The following is a 19,796-nucleotide window of genomic DNA, read 5'->3' as shown; positions in this document are numbered from 1 at the left end:
TAGAAGACGTATGCTTGATCTCGCTTATGTGCGGGCCAACCTGGCCGCCGTTGAAGAAAAACTCCGCTCCCGCAATATGGATCCCGCCGCCGTCCTCGGTGACTTCGCGTCCATCGATACGGAGCGCCGTGAGGCCATCACCCGCCTCGAAAGCCTGAAGGCCCAGCGCAATCGCATTGCGGAAGAGGTAGGCAAGAAGAAGCGCGCCGGCGAAGACGCCACCGCGCTGATGGACCAGACCCGCGCCCTGAAGGACGAGGCAGAGTCCCTCGAAGCCGCCGCGGCCCAGGCCGATCTTCGCCTCCAGACCATCCTGCACGCGATTCCGAATCTGCCGCATGACTCCGTGCCCATTGGCAAGGACGAGCACGACAACATCGTCGAAAAGAGCTGGGGCGCCATCCCCACCTTCGACTTCGCCCCCAAATCGCACTGGGAGATCGGTGAAGCCCTCGGCATCCTCGACTTCAACCGCGCCGCCAAGATCTCCGGCTCACGCTTCGTCGTCCACTTCGGCGCAGGCGCACGCCTGGAGCGCGCTTTGGCAAACTTCATGCTCGACCTGCACACACGCCTGCACGGATACACCGAAGTACTGCCGCCGTTCATGGTCAACTCCAAATCGCTCTACGGCACGGGACAGCTTCCCAAGTTCGCCGAAGACCTCTTTCACTCCGACGACAAGGGCTCCTACGTCCCCGGCGAATTGCAGGACAACGATCACTGGCTGATTCCCACGGCGGAGGTGCCCGTTACCAACCTTCTGCGCGACGAGACCATCGACGAGGTCAAACTCCCCATCAGCTACTGCGCCTGGACGCCCTGCTTCCGCAGCGAAGCCGGAAGCTACGGCAAAGATGTGCGCGGCATGATCCGCCAGCACCAGTTTCAGAAGGTGGAACTCGTCAAATTCGCTACACCCGCCGATTCAGAGTTCGAGCACGAGAAGCTTACCCGGCATGCGGAGACCGTCCTCGAACTGCTCAAGCTTCCCTATCGCCGCATGCTGCTCTGCACGGGCGATATGGGCTTCTCCTCGGCCAAGACCTACGATCTCGAAGTCTGGCTGCCCGGTCAGAACCTCTACCGCGAGATCAGCTCCTGCTCGAACTTCCTCGACTTCCAGGCGCGTCGCGCGAACATCCGCTTCCGCTCTCCTGCGGCCAAGAAGTCCGAGTACCTCCACACCATCAACGGCTCCGGCCTCGCCGTCGGTCGTACCTACCTCGCTGTGCTCGAAAACTATCAGCAGGCCGACGGCACCGTACGCATTCCGGAGGTACTCGTGCCCTACATGCACGGCGACACCGTCATCACACCGGAGGCGAAATAAAGAATGCTTCGCACCCTGCGCAATTACGTCTTCTGGGCCTACGAACGCGGCTCCCTGCACTACGACATCATGGTCACGGCGATCCTCCTCTTCGTCTTCATCACGCCGCATCTCTGGAACTACAACGACCGCCCCGTCTTTCATCTACCGTCTCAGGTTATGGTGGATAACGACGGTTCAGGTGAGCTTGTCTACCAGGTCCGCGCAACGGACGTACAGAAGGAAGCGGCCCTCACCGGCAATACCGACCTCGCTCTCCGCCACATCATCGAACCCATCGCTGGCGATGTTCGTATCGAGCGCTACGAAGTGGTTCCCGGAGTCTCGGACAATCATCCCGTGGCCTACAAAGTCTGGGCGCATCGCTAGCCCAGCACATCCATCCCGCCAGGAACCGTGTCTAACCAAACGTATGAAAAAACTTCTGCTCGCCCTCATCGCATGTGTCACCCTCTCCGCCCACGCGGCGAACTCGCCTGACCTCGAAAAAGTCCTTCGTCAGCTCGATGCCGCCAGCGCAAAGTTCCAGTCCACCGAAGCCGACTTCAAGTGGGATTTTTACGAGCGCGTTGTACGGGATACGACTTCGCAGACAGGCGAGCTTTACATTCTGCGCAAGAGCGGTCAGTTGGAGATGGGAGCAGTGGTCAAAGCTCCTGGCCGCAAGATTCTCAGCTTCCACGGCAGTGCGCTCGACGTCTACGACGATTCCATCAAACAGACAAAGCATCTCGACGCGGGCAAAGATCGTGCGCAGTATGAAAGCTTCCTGACCCTCGGCTTCGGCGGCAGTGGCAAGGACCTGGAGCGCGTCTGGGACATCACCTTCCAGGGATACGAGACCATCGACAACGTGCAGACCGCGAAGCTTGATCTCGTCGCAAAGGATGCTGCCACCCGTAACAACTTCTCGCACATCACAATCTGGGTCGACCCCACACGCGGGATTTCTTTGAAGCAGATTCTAGAGACGCCTTCGCACGACACCCGTACGAATATCTACACGAACATCCGCTACAACCAGAAGGTCAACACCAAGCCCTATAACCTGCCGAAGCAGTAGCCTACGATTGGAAACCGCGTAAGTAGGGGGTATTTGGCGGCCGCTGCCCCGTCTCAAAGAGCGGTCCGTGTGTCGAGTGATATTGCATGTTCATGTACGGCGTCTCAATGCGTCTTCCCACGGCAGAGTAGCGGCCGTTCTCCCAGTTTGATTCAATATAGTAGTTCGTGATCCCGGTGGACAGAAGCAGACGCTCCGCATTGAACGGTTCCTTTCCAGTCAGCATCATCTCGGTGATCCAGTGCTCGTGGCCGTTCGCAGCGTGGTACTGCGAGATGGGACCGGGAAAGCCAAGCATCGAGACAATCGTCGGGTCTTTCTGCCCTGCGATTTCGCCGGCATAGGTCCACCCCACACCTTCGCCCGAAATGACCGCCGCCTTGGTCCCATCGTTGTACTCCACGATACAAACGTTTGGTCGCCTGCCCTCCTGAAAGTATCCCGACTTCAGGTCGAAATTCTTCCGCACTGCCTCAAGCAGGTTGCTGGCCCAGGGATTCTGTTCCACCCACTTCCACGTTTCAGGCCCCCGGATAGACTGCACCGACTTGACGCCTGTCTCACCGCCCTTGCGGCGATCGACAAAGGCCTGCAGAGTGTCTATGCAATGGAAGATGGCTCCCTCATCCGCAGCGTCTCCAACCAGGATCGAGTTCCTGATCGGCGTATCGATCGCGAGTTCTATCTCGGGCTTGCGGAAGTAAGTCGGTATGGAGGACCCGCCGGTCAGGGGAAAGTTCAGCTCACGGGATTTATCGAACATCCACTTGGCGTCGTCCCAGTTGTAGGAGAGGTGCTTGTCGTTAAACACGGGCACCGAGCGTTTGCTCTGCTCAAAAACCCGGATAACCTGCTGGTAAATCCACCAGCGCGGCAAGAGCCAGTGGCCCTTGAGATCGGTTGGATAATTCCCATGTTCTGCAACGATGACAACCCCATCCACCGCAAGGTCTTTGCCGCCGAGCGTGACGGCTTCGCCTACTGACTTATAGATGGGGATGTTCTTCGCCTTGCATACTTTCTGGCCCAGCAAACTGGTATCGAACTGATGGATGTAAACGGACACCACGTCCACCCGCGAAGGAGTGTGGGCCCCCTGCCACCAATAACCGTCTAACAGCTTGTTTACGATCCAGTCCGCATGGGAAGTCGGGAGACCCCAGAAGCTGACGAGACAGGCGACACGAGGCCGTTTTTGCGCGGTCTGCGCAACAGCATCGGATCCGATACCGGTCAATGCCGCCAATCCCGCCATACCTGTTATTCCCAACATTTCCCGCCGGGTGAAGAGAGAGTGGGACTCCAAGGTTTCGGCCACTGGGGATAAATTTGTCTCACTAGCCGCAATTTTGAGTAATTCCTTTTTCCTCACGGGCATTCGGTCCTATCGGTCGCAGATTTATCTTTTCGAAAATGCAACAACGTGCTCTTGGTACCTCTGTCGGCGGGATCATCGTACCTCAAGAGAGTTTCGCACTGCTCTCAACCGGTCTACTGCACGGATCCCACAGGCCGCAGCTTCCGCAGTTCCATCGCGCATGCAATCGCATTCAGCGCTGTGAGCTTCAGATTGTCCGCCGTCATCCAGAGCCAAAAACGCGTAGCCACTGCTGCTTCAGCGGGCTCCGCCGTGACTCGCACCAACACATCGCGCTGTCCTGCCGCGCTCAGATTGCTTGGCGGATCCACGTCATCCATCACCAGATCGATCTGGTCGCATGCCAGCGCAGTTTCGACCTGCTCCTGGCTAGCCAGTTCCTGCAGCTCGACCATGACAGAGATCGCGTAGCCATGAAAGACCGGTACCTGAATCACAGTGAGTGCCAGCTTTGGAAAAGCATCTCCGCCAATCGCAGCATAGTGCTTCCGCACACGCTCCGCCGTCGTGGAGAGCTTCACCTTAGCCTCTTCACCGAATGCCGGGAGCAGGTTGAATGCCACCTGCGCATCGTACTCGTCTTTAGGCAGCGGCTGGAACGACAACAGGTTCACCGTCTGTTGATGCAACTCATCCATCGCCGCGCGCCCGTGCTCACTCGCCGGTTGCATGACGGTCGCAGCGAGAGAATGTACCTTCAAACCAGTCTGCATCTGCTTCGCCACCAGACCAAGCATCACTGCCACGGGATGCGCACTCACTACACCGGGCGTCTTCAGGTCCGGCTTGGTTGTGGCCTCGTCCTGCACCCAGGGAGACCGCACCAGCACGCCCTTTTCCCCTTCAAGAGCATAGGTCGTGTCCACGATACTTGCGCCCCAGCGACCCGCATCGCGCCAATGCCGCTTCGTCGCTTCGGGGTCTCCGGCAAAGAAGACAAAGTCCATGCCCTCGAACGCCGCTGGCTCCATCTTCTGCACAAACGTCACCTCGTCGGCGACCGTCTCCAACTGTCCCGCAGCATCACCTTCATCCAGAAGAATCACAGTGGCGGCAGCGAGCACGCTCTCCTGCAACTCTTCGGCAAGCTCTTTCCCCACGAGCGAAGACGCTCCCGCAATCCCTACGCGCTCTAACTTCTTTGCCATCTCGTCCCCAATTCAATTGTTTCGCGGAAGGATCTCAGTTCGCGGAATTGTCTACGACCCGCCGCGCACGCAGAGCCTTGGCCTGCGAAGCGTACATCAAACGCGCCCACAGACCGCTCACCATGTACGCCAGGGCGACAATGATCAGCACATACTCCGACCATTTCACCAGCAGCACACACAGCACCACCAGCACGATCAACATACGCATCGGCTGTCGGCTCTCCACGCGAATCTCCTTCGCGCTCCAGAACCGCCAACGGCTCACCATCAAAAACCCGGCAAACAAAACCAGCCCCAGCCAAACCAAAGAAATCCAGGGATTGTCGATCGGCGCTCCGTTGAAGCAGTGCACCACGCTCACAACCACGCCCGCCGCCGCCGGAATCGGCATGCCGACGAAATACTTCCGCCCCGGTCTGCCGGGATTTTGCGGCTGCGGATTCACCATCACGTTGAACCGCGCCAAACGGCACGCGCCGCAGATCAGGAACAAAAAGCAGACAAAGACGCCAATCTCGATCATCTTCTGGCGGAAGACCAGGTTCCCCGCCATCGGCAGCATGCGGAAGCCCCAGACGTACGCCAGCACGGCAGGAGCAACGCCAAAGGTAATCACATCGGCCAGCGAATCCAGCTCTTTGCCGAAGTCGCTCTCCGTATTCGTCAGCCGCGCAATGCGCCCGTCGAGCGCGTCAAACGGCACGGCCAGCGCAATCGCAATGGCCGCGCGGTCAAAGTATCCGTAATCGCTTGCAGTCCCCTGCAGACTCTGCGTGATCGCGTAGAAACCTGCCGCGATATTGCCTGCGGTAAAGAGGCTCGGAAGCACATACATCCCCCGGCGCGGCCGTGGCTTCGTGCTGACGACGTTCGCCACGCTCAAGCTCCAGCCTGCGGAAGTACGGCGAGAACGGTCGCTCCGCCTTTTACACGGTCGCCCTTCTTGACCTGCAACTGTGCGGACGCGGGCATCAGAATATCCACGCGCGATCCAAACTTGATCAGGCCGACACGCTCTCCGCGCTTCACACGGTCACCAACCTTCACGAAACAGACGATCCGTCGCGCCAAGAGACCCGCGATCTGTTTGATCACAATCTCATGGGTTCCGCTGTCCATCACAATCATGTTCTGTTCGTTGACCACGGCAGAGTCCTGTCGCATGGCGTTTACAAACAGGCCCTTGCGATACGTGACCTCGCTGATGATCGCCTCGCTCGGCGCACGGTTTACATGCACATCGAAGACGTTGAGGAAGATGCTCAACTTCAGTCGGCTCCCCTGGGCCGTCTCGATGACAGCGACCTCGTGGATCTTGCCATCGGCGGGAGAGACGATCTGTCCCGGCGCTGAGGGGATCGCGCGGTTCGGATCACGAAAGAACCAGAGGAAGAAGCAAGCCAGCACTACTGGCACAATCGCAAGTCCAATCGATCCGGTCAGCACCCGAAGAGCGACCGCCACCGCAAAAAATCCGAGGCCGTAGAAATATCCGTCTTTTACCATGTCTTCGACATGATACAGGCGTATAAGCCCGCTACCGGCTAACGTCCGTCCGTAGCATCAAAATTGCGTCTTCCACAGGCTGTGAGTAATACCCGCGCCGCAAACCGACATCTTCAAATCCCATCGCACGATACATCGACCGGGCCGCTGCATTGGACTCGCGGACCTCCAGCCGGACCTCCTTGGCCGCAATCGCATGCAAGAGCCAATCGCTCAGCGCCTTTCCCACACCCTGCCTGCGATATTTCTTGGCCACAACGATGCTCTCCAGCTCCGCCTCAAGTCCCGGCAGAAGGACGCGGCCGCATATAAAACCAGCGAGAACACCCTCGATCTCCGCCACGCCCGAAACGCCCACCTCGACGAGGGCGCGATAGTCTGCCTCCAGCCAATGCGGCGCCTCTTTTGCTTCTGTGGCAAGCTCCCGCATAGCCTCTATATCGCCCAGGACCGCCCGCCGGATCAAGACCTTGCCCTCAACGCAATCTCCGCGTCCGGAATGCGGAGGTAATTGGCATCCAGCAACACCACATCGGAAAACTCGCCCCTCGCGGCGGACTCTTCAGCCGCCCGCACCAGCGTGGAGATATCCGGCAAACCAACCCACTCTCCCGCACCGCGCAAGACCTCTTCCCCAACCACGACACGTCCGCCCATCGCCTCGGCTTCCGCGCGAGAAAACATCGCCTCGGGCAGACCGCTGCCGCCAGCGTAAACATCGCCGCGTCCGGCATCCAACCAAGCCACGGCCCCTTCTCCTGCAAGCCGCGTCATCAAATTCAGACGCGAAACACCCACCACCGGAATCCCCAGACCTTCGGCAAGCCCCTTCACCGCCGCCACACCGATGCGCACCCCTGTAAACGAACCCGGCCCCGTCATCACGGCTAGAAAATTCAGCTCCGTCGCCCGAATACCAGCCTCAGCCAGACACTCCTGGACAGCCGTCATCAGGCGCTCCTGCGTCTCACGTCCGGGAAGACTGCGGCGCGCCACGACTTCTCCATCGCGCGCAACCGCCACCCCGCCCTCGGCGCCACACGTATCGACCGCAAGCATCCATCGCATGCGTCGATCATAGTCTTCGAGGATCTTTACGGATGCTTCGAACCCGGAGCCAGACCGGGATCGGGCGTACCGTCGCCCTTGGCCGGTGCGCCACCAACCTTCGGGTAGTACCCGCTGCGTGTGCGAACCTCAAGCCGATTAAATCCCTTGCCCTTCGCGTCCACATGCACCTGCCGGTATCCACCCAGAGCAGCTGGCTTGGTTGAACGGTAAGAGATCGTGTACTGCTGCCGAATATCCTGCGCCACCTCGGTGGCGATGCTGTCCACCTCGCTCAGTTTGCGTGGAAAGTACGCGAGACCACCCGTCTGCGCAGCCAGCGTCTCCAGGACGCGACGCGCATGGCGGCTCTCGCTCTTGTTGCTATCCGGCCCGAAGAGCAGACCGACGCAGTAGATCACCGGCCCGTCCAGCTCCTGCACGCGGCGAATCGCATCTTCGAGCGTCGATCCCGACGCATTATCGTCACCGTCCGTAACAATCAGCAGAACCTGCTTCGGCAGCTTGGCGTTTTTGGCCAGATAATCGGCGCTGGCGACGACTGCATCGTAGATCGCCGTCCCACCACTGGCCTTCACATAGCCCAGGCCGTCTTCCAGCTTCTTCACATCACTGGTGAAGTCCTGATCGATGAACGCCTCATCGGAAAAGTCCACGAGAAACGCCTCGTCCTTAGGATTCGACAGACGGACGAAATCCAGCGAAGCCTTGCCCACGGCCTCGCGCTTGTCATACATCGAGCCCGAACTGTCGATCAAAATCCCCAGCGACACCGGAAGGTCTTCATGCCGGAAGCTGGCAATCGTCTGCGGAACGCCATCTTCGAAGACATGGAAGGCGTCCTGGGTCAGCGTCTGCACCGCCCGCCCATTCTCCAGCACGCTGGCGTTCAGACGAACTTCTCCCACCTCGGCACGCAGGGTGTACCGTCCTCCAGCGGCGCGCTCCACCGTACGCGCACTCTGCGCGGCAGGAACTGGCGGTGCGGTCTGGACCACGGCGTCGCCGTCCGGCGATGGCACCGGGTCGCGATCCACCGATAACGAGGGCTGTTGCCCCCACACACTTGTAGCGAGCAGGAAAACGCCCGCCGCACAGCTCCACCCTCTACTCCGACGGTGCATAGTACCCCTGGCGATTATGTACTGTAAGCGGCGGCAGACCTGCCGGCGCATTCATCTTCACCTTCAATTTACGCCAGTTACCGTCATGACGAAGGTCCGTGGGCTTGAATCCGAGGACATATTCGTTCCGCAACTCCGCGCTGATACGCGCCGCAATATCGCCCAGCTCGTCCGCATCCGTCACGCGAAACATTCGTCCCCCCGTCATTTCGCAGATATCCATCAGCAGCGTAGGCCCGCTCTTCTCCTCCGGCGTCGCGGCATAAACATCGAAGATGCCGATCGAGTAGATCTGCGTATCGCTCTCGCGCACCGCGCGCCGCAGCTCACTTTCCACGTACCGGCTGCGATTGTCTCCACCGTCCGAGATGATCAGCAACGCCTTGCGCTCATACTTGGCGTCCTTCAGCTTGTTCAAACCCAGGTACGCCGCATCGATCAGGGCCGTACGCCGCTCCGGACGCAACATCACCATGCGCGCATCCACATCGTCCACATTCGAGGTGTAATCGACGATCACCGCAGGCCGGTCATTGAATCCCACCACGAAAAACTCGTCCTGCGGGTTGGAGGTACGCATGAACTCGCTCAACGCCTTCCGTGCCCGTCCGAACTTCGACATCATGCTTCCGCTCAGATCGAAGACGATCCCTATACTCACGGGTGCGTCATCCGTGGAAAAGGTTTTGATCGTCTGCGGCTGGTTGTTCTCGTAAAGATAAAAGTTGTCGCGCTCCAGGCCGGTCACCAGGCGGTTGCGATCGTCCGTCACCGTCAGCGGAACCAGCACCAGGTTCGACTCCACGCGGATCGTCCGTGTCGGGTGCGAGGTAGCGTCCCGCGCGGCATCCGGCCCCTCGGTTACCTCGGGTTTTACCACTGGTTTTGGGGCAGGCTGCGCCGTCTGCACGTTACCCAGGGGATTTTCCTGGGCGTGAGCTGCTGGACATCTCAACACAAGGAACGGAAGCGCTAGAACCGTGAGATAAAGACACCGATGCCGCATAATGACCTTTAACATGAGACGCCGCACGGAACGAAACAGAAGCCTGCTGCGGCCTCGCTCCACCCATCCGCAGCAGTCCTTGCGCACCATGCGCAACCACCTGATCAGAGTCGAAGAGTACACCTCGCATGCAGACTTCCGATAGAAGTTCCGTAAACATCCCGCGCAACGTATTCGCGGCGTTACTTATAGCCGCCTGCGGCATGGCGATTGTGCTCAGCCTGCTGGCTCCTATCGGCCACGACCAGTTCTGGTTTCTCCTGCTCGGGGGGCGGGTCCTTCATGGATCTCGCGTCTATGGCCCCGAGATCTTTGATTCCAACCCGCCGCTGGTTCTCTGGCTCTCCGCGGTCCCATCCGCTATCGCAGGTATAACGCATCTCCCGCTCACAACGGTGTTCAAGTTCTGTGTGATGCTCGCGGAAGTGCTCTCAGCATGGCTGTGTGTTCATCTTGTGAACAAACTGACCCTCGCAGGGCAGCTTCCTCGCGTTACCCCAGCCGCAAAGCTCTGGCTCGCATTCGCATTCGTAGCCATCTTCGCCGTGGCGCCCGCACGCGACTTCGGCCAGCGCGACCATGTCCTCGGCTTCCTGATCCTTCCGTACCTGCTTCTCGCCGCACTTCCTTCCGAAGGTTTGCCGAAGGCCTCGACACGCATCGCCATCGGAATTCTTGCAGCGATGTCCGTCTGCCTCAAACCCCATCACGCTCTCATCCTAGTCGCCATCGAACTGACGCTTGTCCTCGCCCGGCGTTCCCTGCGAACCCTCTTCCGCCCCGAACTTCTCACCGCAGCCGCCAGTGGGCTCCTTTTCCTCGCAGCTCTGCGTACCTTCGCACCGGAGTACATCCACACCGCCGTTCCCATCGTTCGCGCCACTTACTGGGCGATTGGAAACCTCTCCCCGGCACTCCTCTTTTCCAACGCCATCGAGCTGCACGTCCTGGCTGTCCTCGCCCTGATACTCTTCGTTCGGAGCCGTTCAAACCCTCTCGTCCTCAGGATCCTCCTGACCGCATCCTTCGCGGCAACCGCAGCCTACTATCTGCAGGGAACGGGATGGTACTACCAGCAGCTTCCGGCCATCAGCCTCTTCGGTTGCACGCTCGCCCTGCTCCTCTGGAAGGACTTCGCCGACCGTACTTTCTCCCTTCCGCGCTGGCTCTTCCCTGCCACCGCTGCCGTCGGTGCCCTCGCCGTCTTCCTCACACTGCACTTCTCCCGGTATCCCATCACACCCGCGCGATCCTTCCCGCTCGACTCGCCCGATCCCGCGGTCTTTCGCAATCTTCCCCCGGGAATTTCTGTCGCCATCCTCACCATGGAGGTCGAAGAAGCCATGATGCCCATCGCGAAGTTCCACCTCACCTGGGCCTCGCGCATGAATAACCTCTGGCTTCTCCCCGCGATCCTTCGCAACCAAGACCAGATCATCGCCCCCAAACGACGCCTCAGCCCGGCGACCCTCCAATCCCTGGAAGCCACGCAGCATCGCTTTATGGACGAAGATCTGGACCGCTGGCAACCTGCTCTCATCTTGATCGAGCGCTGCTATGACCCGGCCATCCAGTGCCAGTTTCTGGAAGACCGCCACGACAATCTGCTCCGCTGGTTCTCCACGGACCCCCACTTCCGCCAGATCTTCTCCGCCTACACTTTCAACGGCGTCGACGGACGTTACGACGTCTACAAACGCTAGGCACGTACAATCGAGGCAGACCAGAACCTGGAGATCAGACCCACCAGATGCGTATCTACCCCTTCCGCGCCCTTCGTTACGACACGTCCAAAGTTGCCCTCGAGCAGGTTGTGACTCAGCCCTACGACAAGATCTCGCCCGCCATGCAGCAGGCCTACTACGACGCCAGCCCCTATAACCTCATCCGCGTCATCCTCGGCAAGAAGTTCGACACCGACACAGAAGCAGGCCCCAACGTCTACACACGCGCCGCCGACTCCCTCAAGGAGTGGCGCAAAGAAGCCATACTCGAAGAAGAGTCTGAGCCCGCCGTCTACGGCTACGCCCAGCGCTACACCGTTCCCGGCACCACCGAAGTGCGCGAACGCCGCGGCTTCATCTGCCTCGGTCATCTCTACGACTACGCGGAGAAGGTCGTCTATCGCCATGAACAGACGCTCTCCAAGCCGAAGTCCGACCGCCTGAATCTCTTCAAGGCCACCCGCACCTACTGCGAACAGATCTACATGCTCTACAGCGACCCCTCCTTCTCTGTGGAGAAGCTCATCTTCGGCAACGCGACCGGTCATGTCACCACGCCGCCCGACCAGTCCGTCACGGATGAGTACGGCGTCGTGCACATGCTCTGGAAGGTTACCGATCCCCAGATCCTCAACCTCGTTGTGGGCGCCATGGGCGATAAGAAGCTCATTATCGCCGACGGACACCATCGCTATGAGACCTCCACGGCCTACGCCCGCGAGCGCGCTGCGGAACTCGGCGTCAGCGACACCACGAAGAGCTTCGAATCCCCCTCGAACCGCGCCGATGAAGGCCACGCCCAGCTCCCCACGCCTCCCTTCCCGGAAGCCGCGATGATGATGACCCTCGTCAACATGGACGCTCCCGGCATCACCATCCTGCCCACGCATCGCCTCGTGGTCGGGCTCAAAGACTTCTCCGTCGCTGCCTTCCTGGAACGCGCCAAGCCCTACTTCGAGATCGAGAAACTCGACGTTGCCGCGAAGAGCTCCGGCACGACCGATGAAGAGTCCCTCGAAAGCGCGAACGAACTTCTCGCTCCGCTGAACGCCACCGAAGGCGTGGCGATGATCGCCGCCACGGCAGAGGGTAACTACCTTCTCAAGGCGAACGCCGAAGCCATCTCCAAGGCGCTCTCCAATATCAGCGAGAAGCAGCGCCAGCTCGACGTCGTGCAGCTGCACGCACTCGTCCTTGAGCAGCTTCTTGGCCTCACGCAGGAGTCGATCCGCAACCAGGAAAACCTCCGCTACCTCCGCTCCGCCTCCGACGCCGTCGCGAAGGTTGCGAGCGGCGAAGCGAACGTTGCCTTCCTGATCAAGCCGGTTACGCTCGACCAGCTCCGTGATGTCTCGCTCGCACTCGACGTCATGCCGCAGAAGTCCACGGATTTCTATCCAAAGCTGCTCTCAGGCCTCGCCTTCTATGCGCTGGACTAAGGTCGCTGCAGCTGGAATCACCTCTGCCTCCATCTGGGCCATCACGGCCCAGGTGGCAGTGCAGACGCCAGCGCCTGCACCACCGCATCTCCGGGCCGTGATCTTTCTCGATCCAGCCCACGGCGGCGCAGACGGCGGAGCCAAGGTTGGCGACAGCGTTCTGGAAAAAGCCGTCACGCTCGAACTCGCTAACCGCATTCGTCCTCTGCTCTCAGCGCGCGGCTTCGATGTCCGCATGACCCGCGAAGGCGACCCCACGCCAACACCCACCACCGATCAACGAGCTGGCCTGCAAAATCAGGCACACCCCGCAGCCTGCATCATCCTGCACAGCGCGCCTACCGGAACCGGCGTACATATCTACACCTCCGCCCTACCTGAAGCCACGATTATTCCTGCAACTTCGATCGTCCCCTGGGATGAGGCGCAGTCCACCTACATCGCCAGTAGTCTTCGTCTCTCCTCCGAGATCTCTACCGCCTTCTCGCGTTCACAGATCCCCGTATCTTCGGGACGCACATGGATGCCGCCGCTCGACAATCTTCTCTGCCCCGCTATCGCCATTGAAATCGCGTCTCTGAACGCCGATGGCAGCAAACCGCCCACAGACGCGGGTTACCAGCAGCGCGTCGCCGAAGCCATTGCTGGAGCGGTGCTCTTCTGGCACGGCAAAATCGATCCCACCATGGGAGCGGCGCAATGATCTCCCGCTATCAGCGCTTCCTCTTCTGGATCCTCGTCGGCAGTTCCGTCCTCATGGCCGGATACCTGATCTACCTGCATCAACGCGTACGCTCCACTGCGGGCACGGAAGGCGACGATACCCCCATCGCCGCGCCGTCCTCCTCGCAGGCCGAGAGCATCACCTTTGCCCTCGCGCATGACGCCGACGGCACCATCACCAACACGGAGCTCTCCGTCGCGCTTCCCGGCGAGTCTGCCGTGCGTGCACGCGCCCTCGTAGAACGTCTCCTCTCGGACGACGCCCTCCCGCGCGCCGAACATCCTTTACCCGGCGGCATTGCCGTGGAAGACGTCTACCTCGTCAACCTTCCGCTCACCGCGCCGCAGCGCGCAGGCAGCGAGAGCCTGGGCGTTCCTCAGCTTCCATCCAAGGCCGAAGACGCCGATCCCATGACCCATGCCTCCGGTGAGTTGGCGGTCGTCAATCTGCGCGGCTCATGGGCCGACGCTCATCCCTCCGGTATCGAGACGGAGACGCTCACGGTCCTCTCCATCATCGGCACGCTGCACGCCAACCTGCCGTCGATCAGCTACGTCCGCTTTCTTGTCGACGGCCAGCAGCGGGCCACACTCGCGGGCCACATCGATCTCGCACGCACCTACCACAGCGTGGACACCGCCAACGCAACGCATCCGTAGTCAACCTCCGCAGCATCCAATCGGCCATGGAAAACTTTCTTCTCGGCGGCGACCTTCCCATTCATCGACTCGGCTACGGAACCATGCGCCTCGTAGGCGAGGGAGCGTGGGGCGAACCTCGCTCCCGTGACGAGGCCCACAAAGTCCTTCATCGCGCGCTCGAACTCGGCGTCAACTTCCTCGACACCGCCGACGCCTACGGCCCCAACATCGCCGAAGAGCTCATCGCGGAAGCGCTTTATCCCTATGCAAAAAACCTCATCATTGCCACCAAGGGCGGCATCACCCGCCAGGGACCTGCCAAGGCCGCACCCTGCGGGCGTCCGGAGTACCTTCACCAGTGCGTGGAGATGAGCCTCCGCCGCCTCAAGCTCGAACGCATCGATCTCTATCAACTCCATCGCATCGACCCCAAGGTGCCTGCGGAAGAGTCTCTGGGCAAACTCGCCGACCTGCAGAAACAGGGAAAGATCCGCCATATCGGCCTCTCCGAAGTCACAGTCGAACAGATCGAACACGCCCGCACCATCGTTCCCATCGTCAGCGTGCAGAACAAGTACAACCTCACCGAACGCAAACACGAAGCCGTCCTCGACTACTGCACCCAGAACAACATCGCCTTCATTCCCTGGTACCCCGTCGCCGCAGGCTCGCTCGCCAAACCCGGCGGCGCGCTGGACAGCTTCGCCCACGAACGCAATCTCACGCTCAGCCAGATCTCCCTGGCTTGGCTGCTGCAACACTCACTCGTGATGGTTCCGATACCCGGCACCTCCTCCGTCGCCCATCTTGAAGAAAATGTCTCCGCCCAGAACATCAACCTCTCCGAAGACGACATGGACATCCTCGAACTCATCGCCGACACCCAAAGCTCGTAGATACCCTCGTGCCCCATTCTTCGCGGCTTCATCGCGAAGGGTGGGGTCGCGCAGAGCACACAAACCTGATTTGTGAGGAAAACCCCAGAACTGGGTGTCCCATACATCGCGCTCTTTGCGATGTGTGGGTTATGCGCAAAGCGCATCCATCAAATCCCCACCAAAACGATAAACTCACTCCATGCCCTATCTCCTGAAATCAGAGCCAAACAAATACTCCTTCGACGACCTCATCCGCGACGGCGAGACCACGTGGGACGGCATCGCCAACAACCAGGCCCTCCTGTACCTGCGTGGGATGAAAAAAGGCGAAAAGCTCGTCATCTACCACTCGAACATCGGCAAGGAAGCCGTCGGTACGGCGAAGGTGGTCAGCGTAGACGCCAGCGATCCCAAGGATCCTAAGGTCATCATCAAGCCCGTCAAGGCTCTCAAAACCCCGAAGTCTCTCGCTGACATCAAGGCCGCCGGCGTCTTCACCGACTCCATCCTCTTCCGCCAGTTCCGCCTCTCCGTCGTGCCCCTCACGGACGAGCAGTACGACTGGCTGGTATCCTGACAAACGGAATCAGCCGGAAGGAAATCACAAAAAGAATGATCGATCTCAAGGGAAAAGTCGCCGTCGTCTTCGGCCTCGCCAACAAGCGCTCCATCGCCTGGGCCATCGCCCAGAAGCTCAATGAGGCCGGCGCACGCGTCGCCATTTGCTACCAGAGCGAACGCCTCGCCCGCGAAGCCGAAGCCCTCCTTCCGGAGTTGAACGACGCCAAGGCCTTCCAGTGCGACGTCTCCGTCGATGCTGAAATCGACAATGTCTTCGAACAGCTCAAGGCCACCTACGGCAAGCTGGACATCATCGTCCACTCCGTCGCCTTCGCGCCTGCAGATGCCATCAAGAACGACTTCCTCGAAACGAAACGGGAAGACTTCCGCGTCGCCCTCGACGTCAGCGCCTACTCGCTCATTGCCGTCGCCCGAGGCGCAGCTCCACTCATGACCGACGGCGGCTCGATCCTCACACTGACCTACTACGGCTCCACCAAGGTCTTCCCCAACTACAACGCCATGGGCGTCGCCAAGGCCGCACTGGAAGCCACGGTGCGCTACCTTGCCGCCTCGCTCGGCAGCAAGAAGATCCGCGTCAACGCCATCTCCGCAGGCCCCATCAAAACGCTCGCCGCACGCGGCATCGGCGACTTCAACAAGATCCTGAACGCCGTGGAAGAACGCGCCCCGCTTCACCGCAACGTAGAGACCGTCGAAGTCGGCAACGCGGCCATCTTCCTCGCATCCGACCTCGCCAGCGGCATCACCGGCGAAGTCACCTTCGTCGACTGTGGATACAACGTCACAGGTCTCTAAGATCTCTTTTGTCCTTCCGCTTCTCTTTGTCATCCCACAGCGAAGCGGAAGGATCTGCTTTGTCTCTTCCATCCCCTTCACGAGCCCACACACATTAAGATCGCCCACGTCTCTCCTCGACTTTAGCTCTTAGGCAACCAAAACACGCACACTCTGAAAGAAATCCCATATACCAGCCCTGGAGGGTCGGTTCCAACTGTCCTCAATTTTCATTGTGTGTCCGTGATCTCAGTGAATCTCAAATGGCAAAAGGTATTGTGCAAACTTCAATAAATTCAACAACACTTCCAGTACGGCAAACGAAATCAGGCTATTTACCAAGTCTGGATGGCTGGCGCGCGATCGCCATCGCCGCTGTTATGATCCATCACGATGCATGGACTGGAAATTTTTCCCTGCAAGCCTTCAAAATTCGCACTGCGTGGGGATTGGAGCTTTTCTTTGCCATTAGCGGCTTTCTAATCTGCTCACGCATATTGGGCGAAGAGGAAAAATTCGCGACGTTCAAGATCGCCTCTTTTTACATACGAAGATTTTTTCGTATTCAGCCTGCCGCCTGCGCCTATCTGGGAGTGGTGGGTTTGCTCATGGTGGGCGGCGTAGTTATGGAGTCACCAAAATTTTGGATCGGTGCACTGTTTGGATATCAGAACTTTTTGTATAACTCGCACGTGTCAGCGCGGGAGAACATTAGAACTCTGCTCACTGGTCACTTCTGGACCTTGGCCGTAGAGGAACATTTTTACATCCTGATCTCGGCAACACTTTTTTTCTTCAAGAGAAGGCGTATTCTCGTCCTCGCCAGTCTCTGGTTCAGTTCTGTCATCCTGAACAGGCTTCTTGTCAACGTATGCCATATCGACTTGGCTTCCCGATTCCGAATGACGAATGTCGTTCTTCCTTATTTATTATTCGCGGCGCTAGCAGCCGCGCTGCTTCAAAACAAGAAAAACCTTGAAACCGTAAAAGCCTATCTGTCTCCTTGGATAACAGTTCTGATTACGGTTCTACTCGTGAGCCTGAGAACCGTAAACCAGCCGAGCGGCCTCTTTACGACGGACACACTGGATCGATCTGAGAAATACATCTTCTATTGCTTCACTCTTTGGATTGTGTCTACCGTGACCCATCCCAGGAGCCTCTCTACTAGGTTTCTGGAAAATAGAGCAATTCGGTACGTGGGGCGCTTGTCTTACAGTCTTTACCTGTGGCATGTATTGTTCTTCTTACCAGCGCGACCGGAAATGGGAATCACCTGGCACCCTCTAGTCATTATGTCGTCATTTCCGTTGCGCTACCTCTTCACCTTAATTGCGGCACTCGTTAGCTATTATGTGGTCGAGCGTCCAATGATCAGGATTGGCCATAGACTCGCGGATAGGTTCCAACTTAGATCTAGCTCCGTCAGTCCACAAAACGCACTTATCTTGAAGCAAGGCCCCACCTGATGTGGCAGCACGCCCTACGTTTGCCGAGGTTGCTTTCCGGCCATCGGGGAGGGCCTATTATCCAGCCTTCTCAGCCAGTTCAGCCCAACGCGCATACAAACCATCCATGGCCTCTTGTGCGCTCGCCTGCTCATCCAGCGCCGCCTGCAACTTCACCGCATCCGATGTCACCGCCGAATCCTCCAGCTTGTCATGTGCCGCGTTCAACCGGGCCTCGGCCTCTTCCACGCGCTTCTCGATCGAATCCCAATCGCGCTGGTCGAGATACGAGAGCTTCTTCTTCGTCGCCTTGCTCTTCACTTCGGCAGTGCGAGGTCCAACGCTCAGAAGCTCTTCGCTCAGATCGCCGTCACGCGCCACCATCCACTCTTCCCACTGGGCAAAATCGGCAAACCGCTCTGTCGCGCCCTTGCCATCGAGACCAAGCACCGTCGTACTCACGCGGTCCAGCATGTAGCGGTCATGCGTCACCAGCACCAGCGCTCCGGGATACTCCAGAAGGCTCGCCTCCAGAATCTCAAGCGTCGGGATATCCAGATCGTTTGTCGGCTCATCCATCAGTAGAAGATCGGCGGGCTGCAGCATCAGCCGCGCGATCAACACGCGCGCCCGCTCGCCACCGCTCAACCGCTCTACCGGCTGGTTCAACTGCTCACCCGTGAAGAGAAAACGCGAAGCCCAACTCGCCACGTGAATCACGTTGCCGTTATGCACCACGGAGTCGCCCTCGGGCGCCAGCGCGCGGCGCAGCGTCAGGCTCGTATCGATCTCGCGGTTCTGCGAGAAGTAAACTGTCCGCAGCATCTGTGCGCGCTTGATCGTTCCGCGCGTCGGTTCCAGTTCGCCCGTCAACAGCTTCAGCAGCGTGGTCTTGCCGGAACCATTCGGCCCCACCAGGCCCAGACGCATTCCCGCTGTCATAACAAAGTCCAGCTTGTTCAGAATCGTCCGTTCACCCAGAACGCAGCCTACATCTTCCATCTCTACCAGTCGCTTGGTCTGGCGATCCGTCGCCGTGAAATCAATGCCCGCAGACGTGGTCTTCGTCCGCTGATTTACCTCGGCCAACTGACCCATCATCTCGTGGGCTGAATCGATACGCGCCTTGCTCTTCGTCGTACGAGCCTTGGGTCCGCGGCGAAGCCACTCCACTTCGGTCTTCACACGGTTCTTCAGCGCATCCTGCTGCTTTGTCTGCGCCTCCAGGTAAAGCTCGCGCTCTTCCAGGAACTTGGAATACTTGCCCTTCACACGCAGAGCGCCGCCCGCATAGACGCGGTTCAACTCCATCGTCTCGTTGGCGACTTCTTCAAGAAAGTAGCGATCATGCGAAATAATTACGCACGCAAACGGAGCCTGCGACAAAAGCTCTTCCAGCCAGTGAATGCCGCCCAGATCGAGATGGTTCGTCGGTTCATCCAGCAGCAAAACGTCGGGGCCGGTTACGGCACCTTCGGCGATCGCCAGGCGCTTGCGCCATCCGCCGGAGAGCTTCGCAGCCTCCGCGTTCTCGTCCACAAACCCTGTTCGTCCCAGCGTCTCGCGAAGCCTCTGCTCCCGCTCGCCCTCCGGCACACCTGCGGCGTGCAGCGCCCGCTCCAGTACGTGGCGGATCGACTGCCCCGGTGCAAACTCGGAGTTCTGGACGACATAGCCCACGCGCGCGCGTTTCCGCATCGCGACTTCACCCGTATCGGTGTCTTCGCGTCCGGCAAGAATCGCCAGCAACGTGGATTTTCCAGCGCCGTTTGGCCCAATCAAGCCAATGCGGTCGCCATCATTGATGGTGAACGAAATATCTTCAAAGAGCGGCTTCGCTCCAAAACGCTTGCTCAGCGACTGAGCGTTAATGATCGGCGGCATTCATTCAGTGTACCGTCTACCCGCTCCAAGCCCTTTTATGCGGCGCACGGCGCAACCTTCGGCGCTTCAT

20 protein-coding genes are annotated in these 19,796 nt (G+C 59.3%); 11 read left to right on the top strand and 9 right to left on the bottom strand.

What is annotated here, in order from left to right:
* The first annotated feature begins 10 nt into the window (after positions 1-10).
* The 3 genes from serS to ACIPR4_RS04740 are packed head-to-tail and all read left to right on the top strand — an operon-like array spanning position 11 to position 2,396.
* A complete protein-coding gene (serS, locus tag ACIPR4_RS04750) occupies positions 11-1,333 on the top strand; it encodes a serine--tRNA ligase (RefSeq protein WP_013567516.1) in 1,323 nt (440 codons plus the stop codon).
* Between the two features lie 3 nt (positions 1,334-1,336).
* On the top strand, positions 1,337-1,702 hold the full coding sequence (locus ACIPR4_RS04745; RefSeq protein ID WP_013567515.1) for a hypothetical protein: 366 nt from the start codon (positions 1,337-1,339) through the stop codon (positions 1,700-1,702).
* 43 nt (positions 1,703-1,745) lie between these two features.
* The gene (locus ACIPR4_RS04740; RefSeq protein WP_013567514.1) at positions 1,746-2,396 is read left to right on the top strand and encodes a LolA family protein; all 651 of its coding nucleotides are present in this window, start codon (positions 1,746-1,748) and stop codon (positions 2,394-2,396) included.
* Position 2,397: 1 nt separating this feature from the next.
* On the opposite strand, the gene ACIPR4_RS04735 is transcribed toward ACIPR4_RS04740, so the two are convergent.
* The 8 genes from ACIPR4_RS04735 to ACIPR4_RS04700 form a co-directional block, all read right to left on the bottom strand.
* Positions 2,398-3,651, bottom strand: a complete 1,254-nt coding sequence (locus ACIPR4_RS04735; protein WP_245536454.1) for a hypothetical protein — start codon at positions 3,649-3,651, stop codon at positions 2,398-2,400.
* A gap of 236 nt (positions 3,652-3,887) precedes the next feature.
* Positions 3,888-4,922, bottom strand: coding sequence for an Asd/ArgC dimerization domain-containing protein (locus tag ACIPR4_RS04730; protein WP_013567512.1), 1,035 nt, complete (start codon positions 4,920-4,922; stop codon positions 3,888-3,890).
* Between the two features lie 34 nt (positions 4,923-4,956).
* Positions 4,957-5,802, bottom strand: coding sequence for a CDP-diacylglycerol--serine O-phosphatidyltransferase (gene pssA, locus ACIPR4_RS04725; RefSeq protein WP_013567511.1), 846 nt, complete (start codon positions 5,800-5,802; stop codon positions 4,957-4,959).
* Between the two features lie 2 nt (positions 5,803-5,804).
* Positions 5,805-6,431 carry a phosphatidylserine decarboxylase gene (locus ACIPR4_RS04720; protein WP_013567510.1) on the bottom strand — a complete coding sequence of 209 codons (627 nt, stop codon included), beginning with the start codon at positions 6,429-6,431 and terminating at the stop codon, positions 5,805-5,807.
* Positions 6,432-6,462: 31 nt separating this feature from the next.
* The gene (locus ACIPR4_RS04715) at positions 6,463-6,861 is read right to left on the bottom strand and encodes a GNAT family N-acetyltransferase (protein ID WP_144312318.1); all 399 of its coding nucleotides are present in this window, start codon (positions 6,859-6,861) and stop codon (positions 6,463-6,465) included.
* A 32-nt stretch (positions 6,862-6,893) separates the two neighbouring features.
* The gene (tsaB, locus tag ACIPR4_RS21445; protein WP_049780772.1) at positions 6,894-7,499 is read right to left on the bottom strand and encodes a tRNA (adenosine(37)-N6)-threonylcarbamoyltransferase complex dimerization subunit type 1 TsaB; all 606 of its coding nucleotides are present in this window, start codon (positions 7,497-7,499) and stop codon (positions 6,894-6,896) included.
* 26 nt (positions 7,500-7,525) lie between these two features.
* Positions 7,526-8,536 carry a VWA domain-containing protein gene (locus ACIPR4_RS04705; RefSeq protein ID WP_245536453.1) on the bottom strand — a complete coding sequence of 337 codons (1,011 nt, stop codon included), beginning with the start codon at positions 8,534-8,536 and terminating at the stop codon, positions 7,526-7,528.
* Positions 8,537-8,606: 70 nt separating this feature from the next.
* Positions 8,607-9,629 carry a VWA domain-containing protein gene (locus ACIPR4_RS04700; protein WP_041586424.1) on the bottom strand — a complete coding sequence of 341 codons (1,023 nt, stop codon included), beginning with the start codon at positions 9,627-9,629 and terminating at the stop codon, positions 8,607-8,609.
* A gap of 128 nt (positions 9,630-9,757) precedes the next feature.
* Here ACIPR4_RS04700 and ACIPR4_RS04695 point away from each other — a divergent pair, with 128 nt between their 5' ends.
* The 8 genes from ACIPR4_RS04695 (at position 9,758) to ACIPR4_RS04660 (ending at position 17,863) form a co-directional block, all read left to right on the top strand.
* On the top strand, positions 9,758-11,332 hold the full coding sequence (locus ACIPR4_RS04695; protein WP_013567505.1) for a hypothetical protein: 1,575 nt from the start codon (positions 9,758-9,760) through the stop codon (positions 11,330-11,332).
* A gap of 47 nt (positions 11,333-11,379) precedes the next feature.
* Entirely contained in the window at positions 11,380-12,792 is a 1,413-nt protein-coding gene (locus ACIPR4_RS04690; protein WP_013567504.1) for a DUF1015 domain-containing protein, read from the top strand.
* Entirely contained in the window at positions 12,779-13,495 is a 717-nt protein-coding gene (locus ACIPR4_RS21440; protein WP_013567503.1) for an N-acetylmuramoyl-L-alanine amidase family protein, read from the top strand. The genes ACIPR4_RS04690 and ACIPR4_RS21440 overlap by 14 nt, the downstream gene beginning before the upstream one ends.
* A complete protein-coding gene (locus tag ACIPR4_RS04680; protein ID WP_013567502.1) occupies positions 13,492-14,175 on the top strand; it encodes a GerMN domain-containing protein in 684 nt (227 codons plus the stop codon). The genes ACIPR4_RS21440 and ACIPR4_RS04680 overlap by 4 nt, the downstream gene beginning before the upstream one ends.
* A 26-nt stretch (positions 14,176-14,201) precedes the next feature.
* A complete protein-coding gene (locus ACIPR4_RS04675) occupies positions 14,202-15,053 on the top strand; it encodes an aldo/keto reductase (RefSeq protein ID WP_013567501.1) in 852 nt (283 codons plus the stop codon).
* Between the two features lie 181 nt (positions 15,054-15,234).
* The gene (locus ACIPR4_RS04670) at positions 15,235-15,612 is read left to right on the top strand and encodes an EVE domain-containing protein (protein WP_013567500.1); all 378 of its coding nucleotides are present in this window, start codon (positions 15,235-15,237) and stop codon (positions 15,610-15,612) included.
* Between the two features lie 35 nt (positions 15,613-15,647).
* On the top strand, positions 15,648-16,415 hold the full coding sequence (locus tag ACIPR4_RS04665; protein ID WP_013567499.1) for an enoyl-ACP reductase FabI: 768 nt from the start codon (positions 15,648-15,650) through the stop codon (positions 16,413-16,415).
* A 242-nt stretch (positions 16,416-16,657) separates the two neighbouring features.
* A complete protein-coding gene (locus tag ACIPR4_RS04660) occupies positions 16,658-17,863 on the top strand; it encodes an acyltransferase family protein (RefSeq protein ID WP_041585923.1) in 1,206 nt (401 codons plus the stop codon).
* A gap of 57 nt (positions 17,864-17,920) precedes the next feature.
* Here ACIPR4_RS04660 and ACIPR4_RS04655 read toward each other — a convergent pair whose 3' ends face one another.
* Positions 17,921-19,726, bottom strand: a complete 1,806-nt coding sequence (locus ACIPR4_RS04655; RefSeq protein WP_013567497.1) for an ABC-F family ATP-binding cassette domain-containing protein — start codon at positions 19,724-19,726, stop codon at positions 17,921-17,923.
* Between the last annotated feature and the right edge of the window lie 70 nt (positions 19,727-19,796).

The sequence above is a fragment of the Terriglobus saanensis SP1PR4 genome (genome assembly GCF_000179915.2).
In the GTDB taxonomy this organism is placed as follows: Bacteria; Acidobacteriota; Terriglobia; order Terriglobales; family Acidobacteriaceae; genus Terriglobus; species Terriglobus saanensis.
This window is presented reverse-complemented; position numbering and strand designations above follow the sequence as displayed.

Coding starts and splice junctions, on each gene's coding strand:
- ACIPR4_RS04675 (WP_013567501.1), top strand. CDS start 14,202: ATGGAAAACTTTCTTCTCGGCGGCGACCTTCCCATTCATCGACTCGGC.
- ACIPR4_RS04670 (WP_013567500.1), top strand. CDS start 15,235: ATGCCCTATCTCCTGAAATCAGAGCCAAACAAATACTCCTTCGACGAC.
- ACIPR4_RS04745 (WP_013567515.1), top strand. CDS start 1,337: ATGCTTCGCACCCTGCGCAATTACGTCTTCTGGGCCTACGAACGCGGC.
- ACIPR4_RS04715 (WP_144312318.1), bottom strand. CDS start 6,861: ATGCGGGAGCTTGCCACAGAAGCAAAAGAGGCGCCGCATTGGCTGGAG.
- serS (WP_013567516.1), top strand. CDS start 11: ATGCTTGATCTCGCTTATGTGCGGGCCAACCTGGCCGCCGTTGAAGAA.
- ACIPR4_RS04735 (WP_245536454.1), bottom strand. CDS start 3,651: ATGGCGGGATTGGCGGCATTGACCGGTATCGGATCCGATGCTGTTGCG.
- ACIPR4_RS04660 (WP_041585923.1), top strand. CDS start 16,658: ATGGCAAAAGGTATTGTGCAAACTTCAATAAATTCAACAACACTTCCA.
- ACIPR4_RS04740 (WP_013567514.1), top strand. CDS start 1,746: ATGAAAAAACTTCTGCTCGCCCTCATCGCATGTGTCACCCTCTCCGCC.
- ACIPR4_RS04680 (WP_013567502.1), top strand. CDS start 13,492: ATGATCTCCCGCTATCAGCGCTTCCTCTTCTGGATCCTCGTCGGCAGT.
- ACIPR4_RS04655 (WP_013567497.1), bottom strand. CDS start 19,726: ATGCCGCCGATCATTAACGCTCAGTCGCTGAGCAAGCGTTTTGGAGCG.
- ACIPR4_RS21440 (WP_013567503.1), top strand. CDS start 12,779: ATGCGCTGGACTAAGGTCGCTGCAGCTGGAATCACCTCTGCCTCCATC.
- ACIPR4_RS04665 (WP_013567499.1), top strand. CDS start 15,648: ATGATCGATCTCAAGGGAAAAGTCGCCGTCGTCTTCGGCCTCGCCAAC.
- ACIPR4_RS04730 (WP_013567512.1), bottom strand. CDS start 4,922: ATGGCAAAGAAGTTAGAGCGCGTAGGGATTGCGGGAGCGTCTTCGCTC.
- ACIPR4_RS04690 (WP_013567504.1), top strand. CDS start 11,380: ATGCGTATCTACCCCTTCCGCGCCCTTCGTTACGACACGTCCAAAGTT.
- ACIPR4_RS04700 (WP_041586424.1), bottom strand. CDS start 9,629: ATGCGGCATCGGTGTCTTTATCTCACGGTTCTAGCGCTTCCGTTCCTT.
- ACIPR4_RS04720 (WP_013567510.1), bottom strand. CDS start 6,431: ATGGTAAAAGACGGATATTTCTACGGCCTCGGATTTTTTGCGGTGGCG.
- tsaB (WP_049780772.1), bottom strand. CDS start 7,499: ATGCGATGGATGCTTGCGGTCGATACGTGTGGCGCCGAGGGCGGGGTG.
- ACIPR4_RS04695 (WP_013567505.1), top strand. CDS start 9,758: ATGCAGACTTCCGATAGAAGTTCCGTAAACATCCCGCGCAACGTATTC.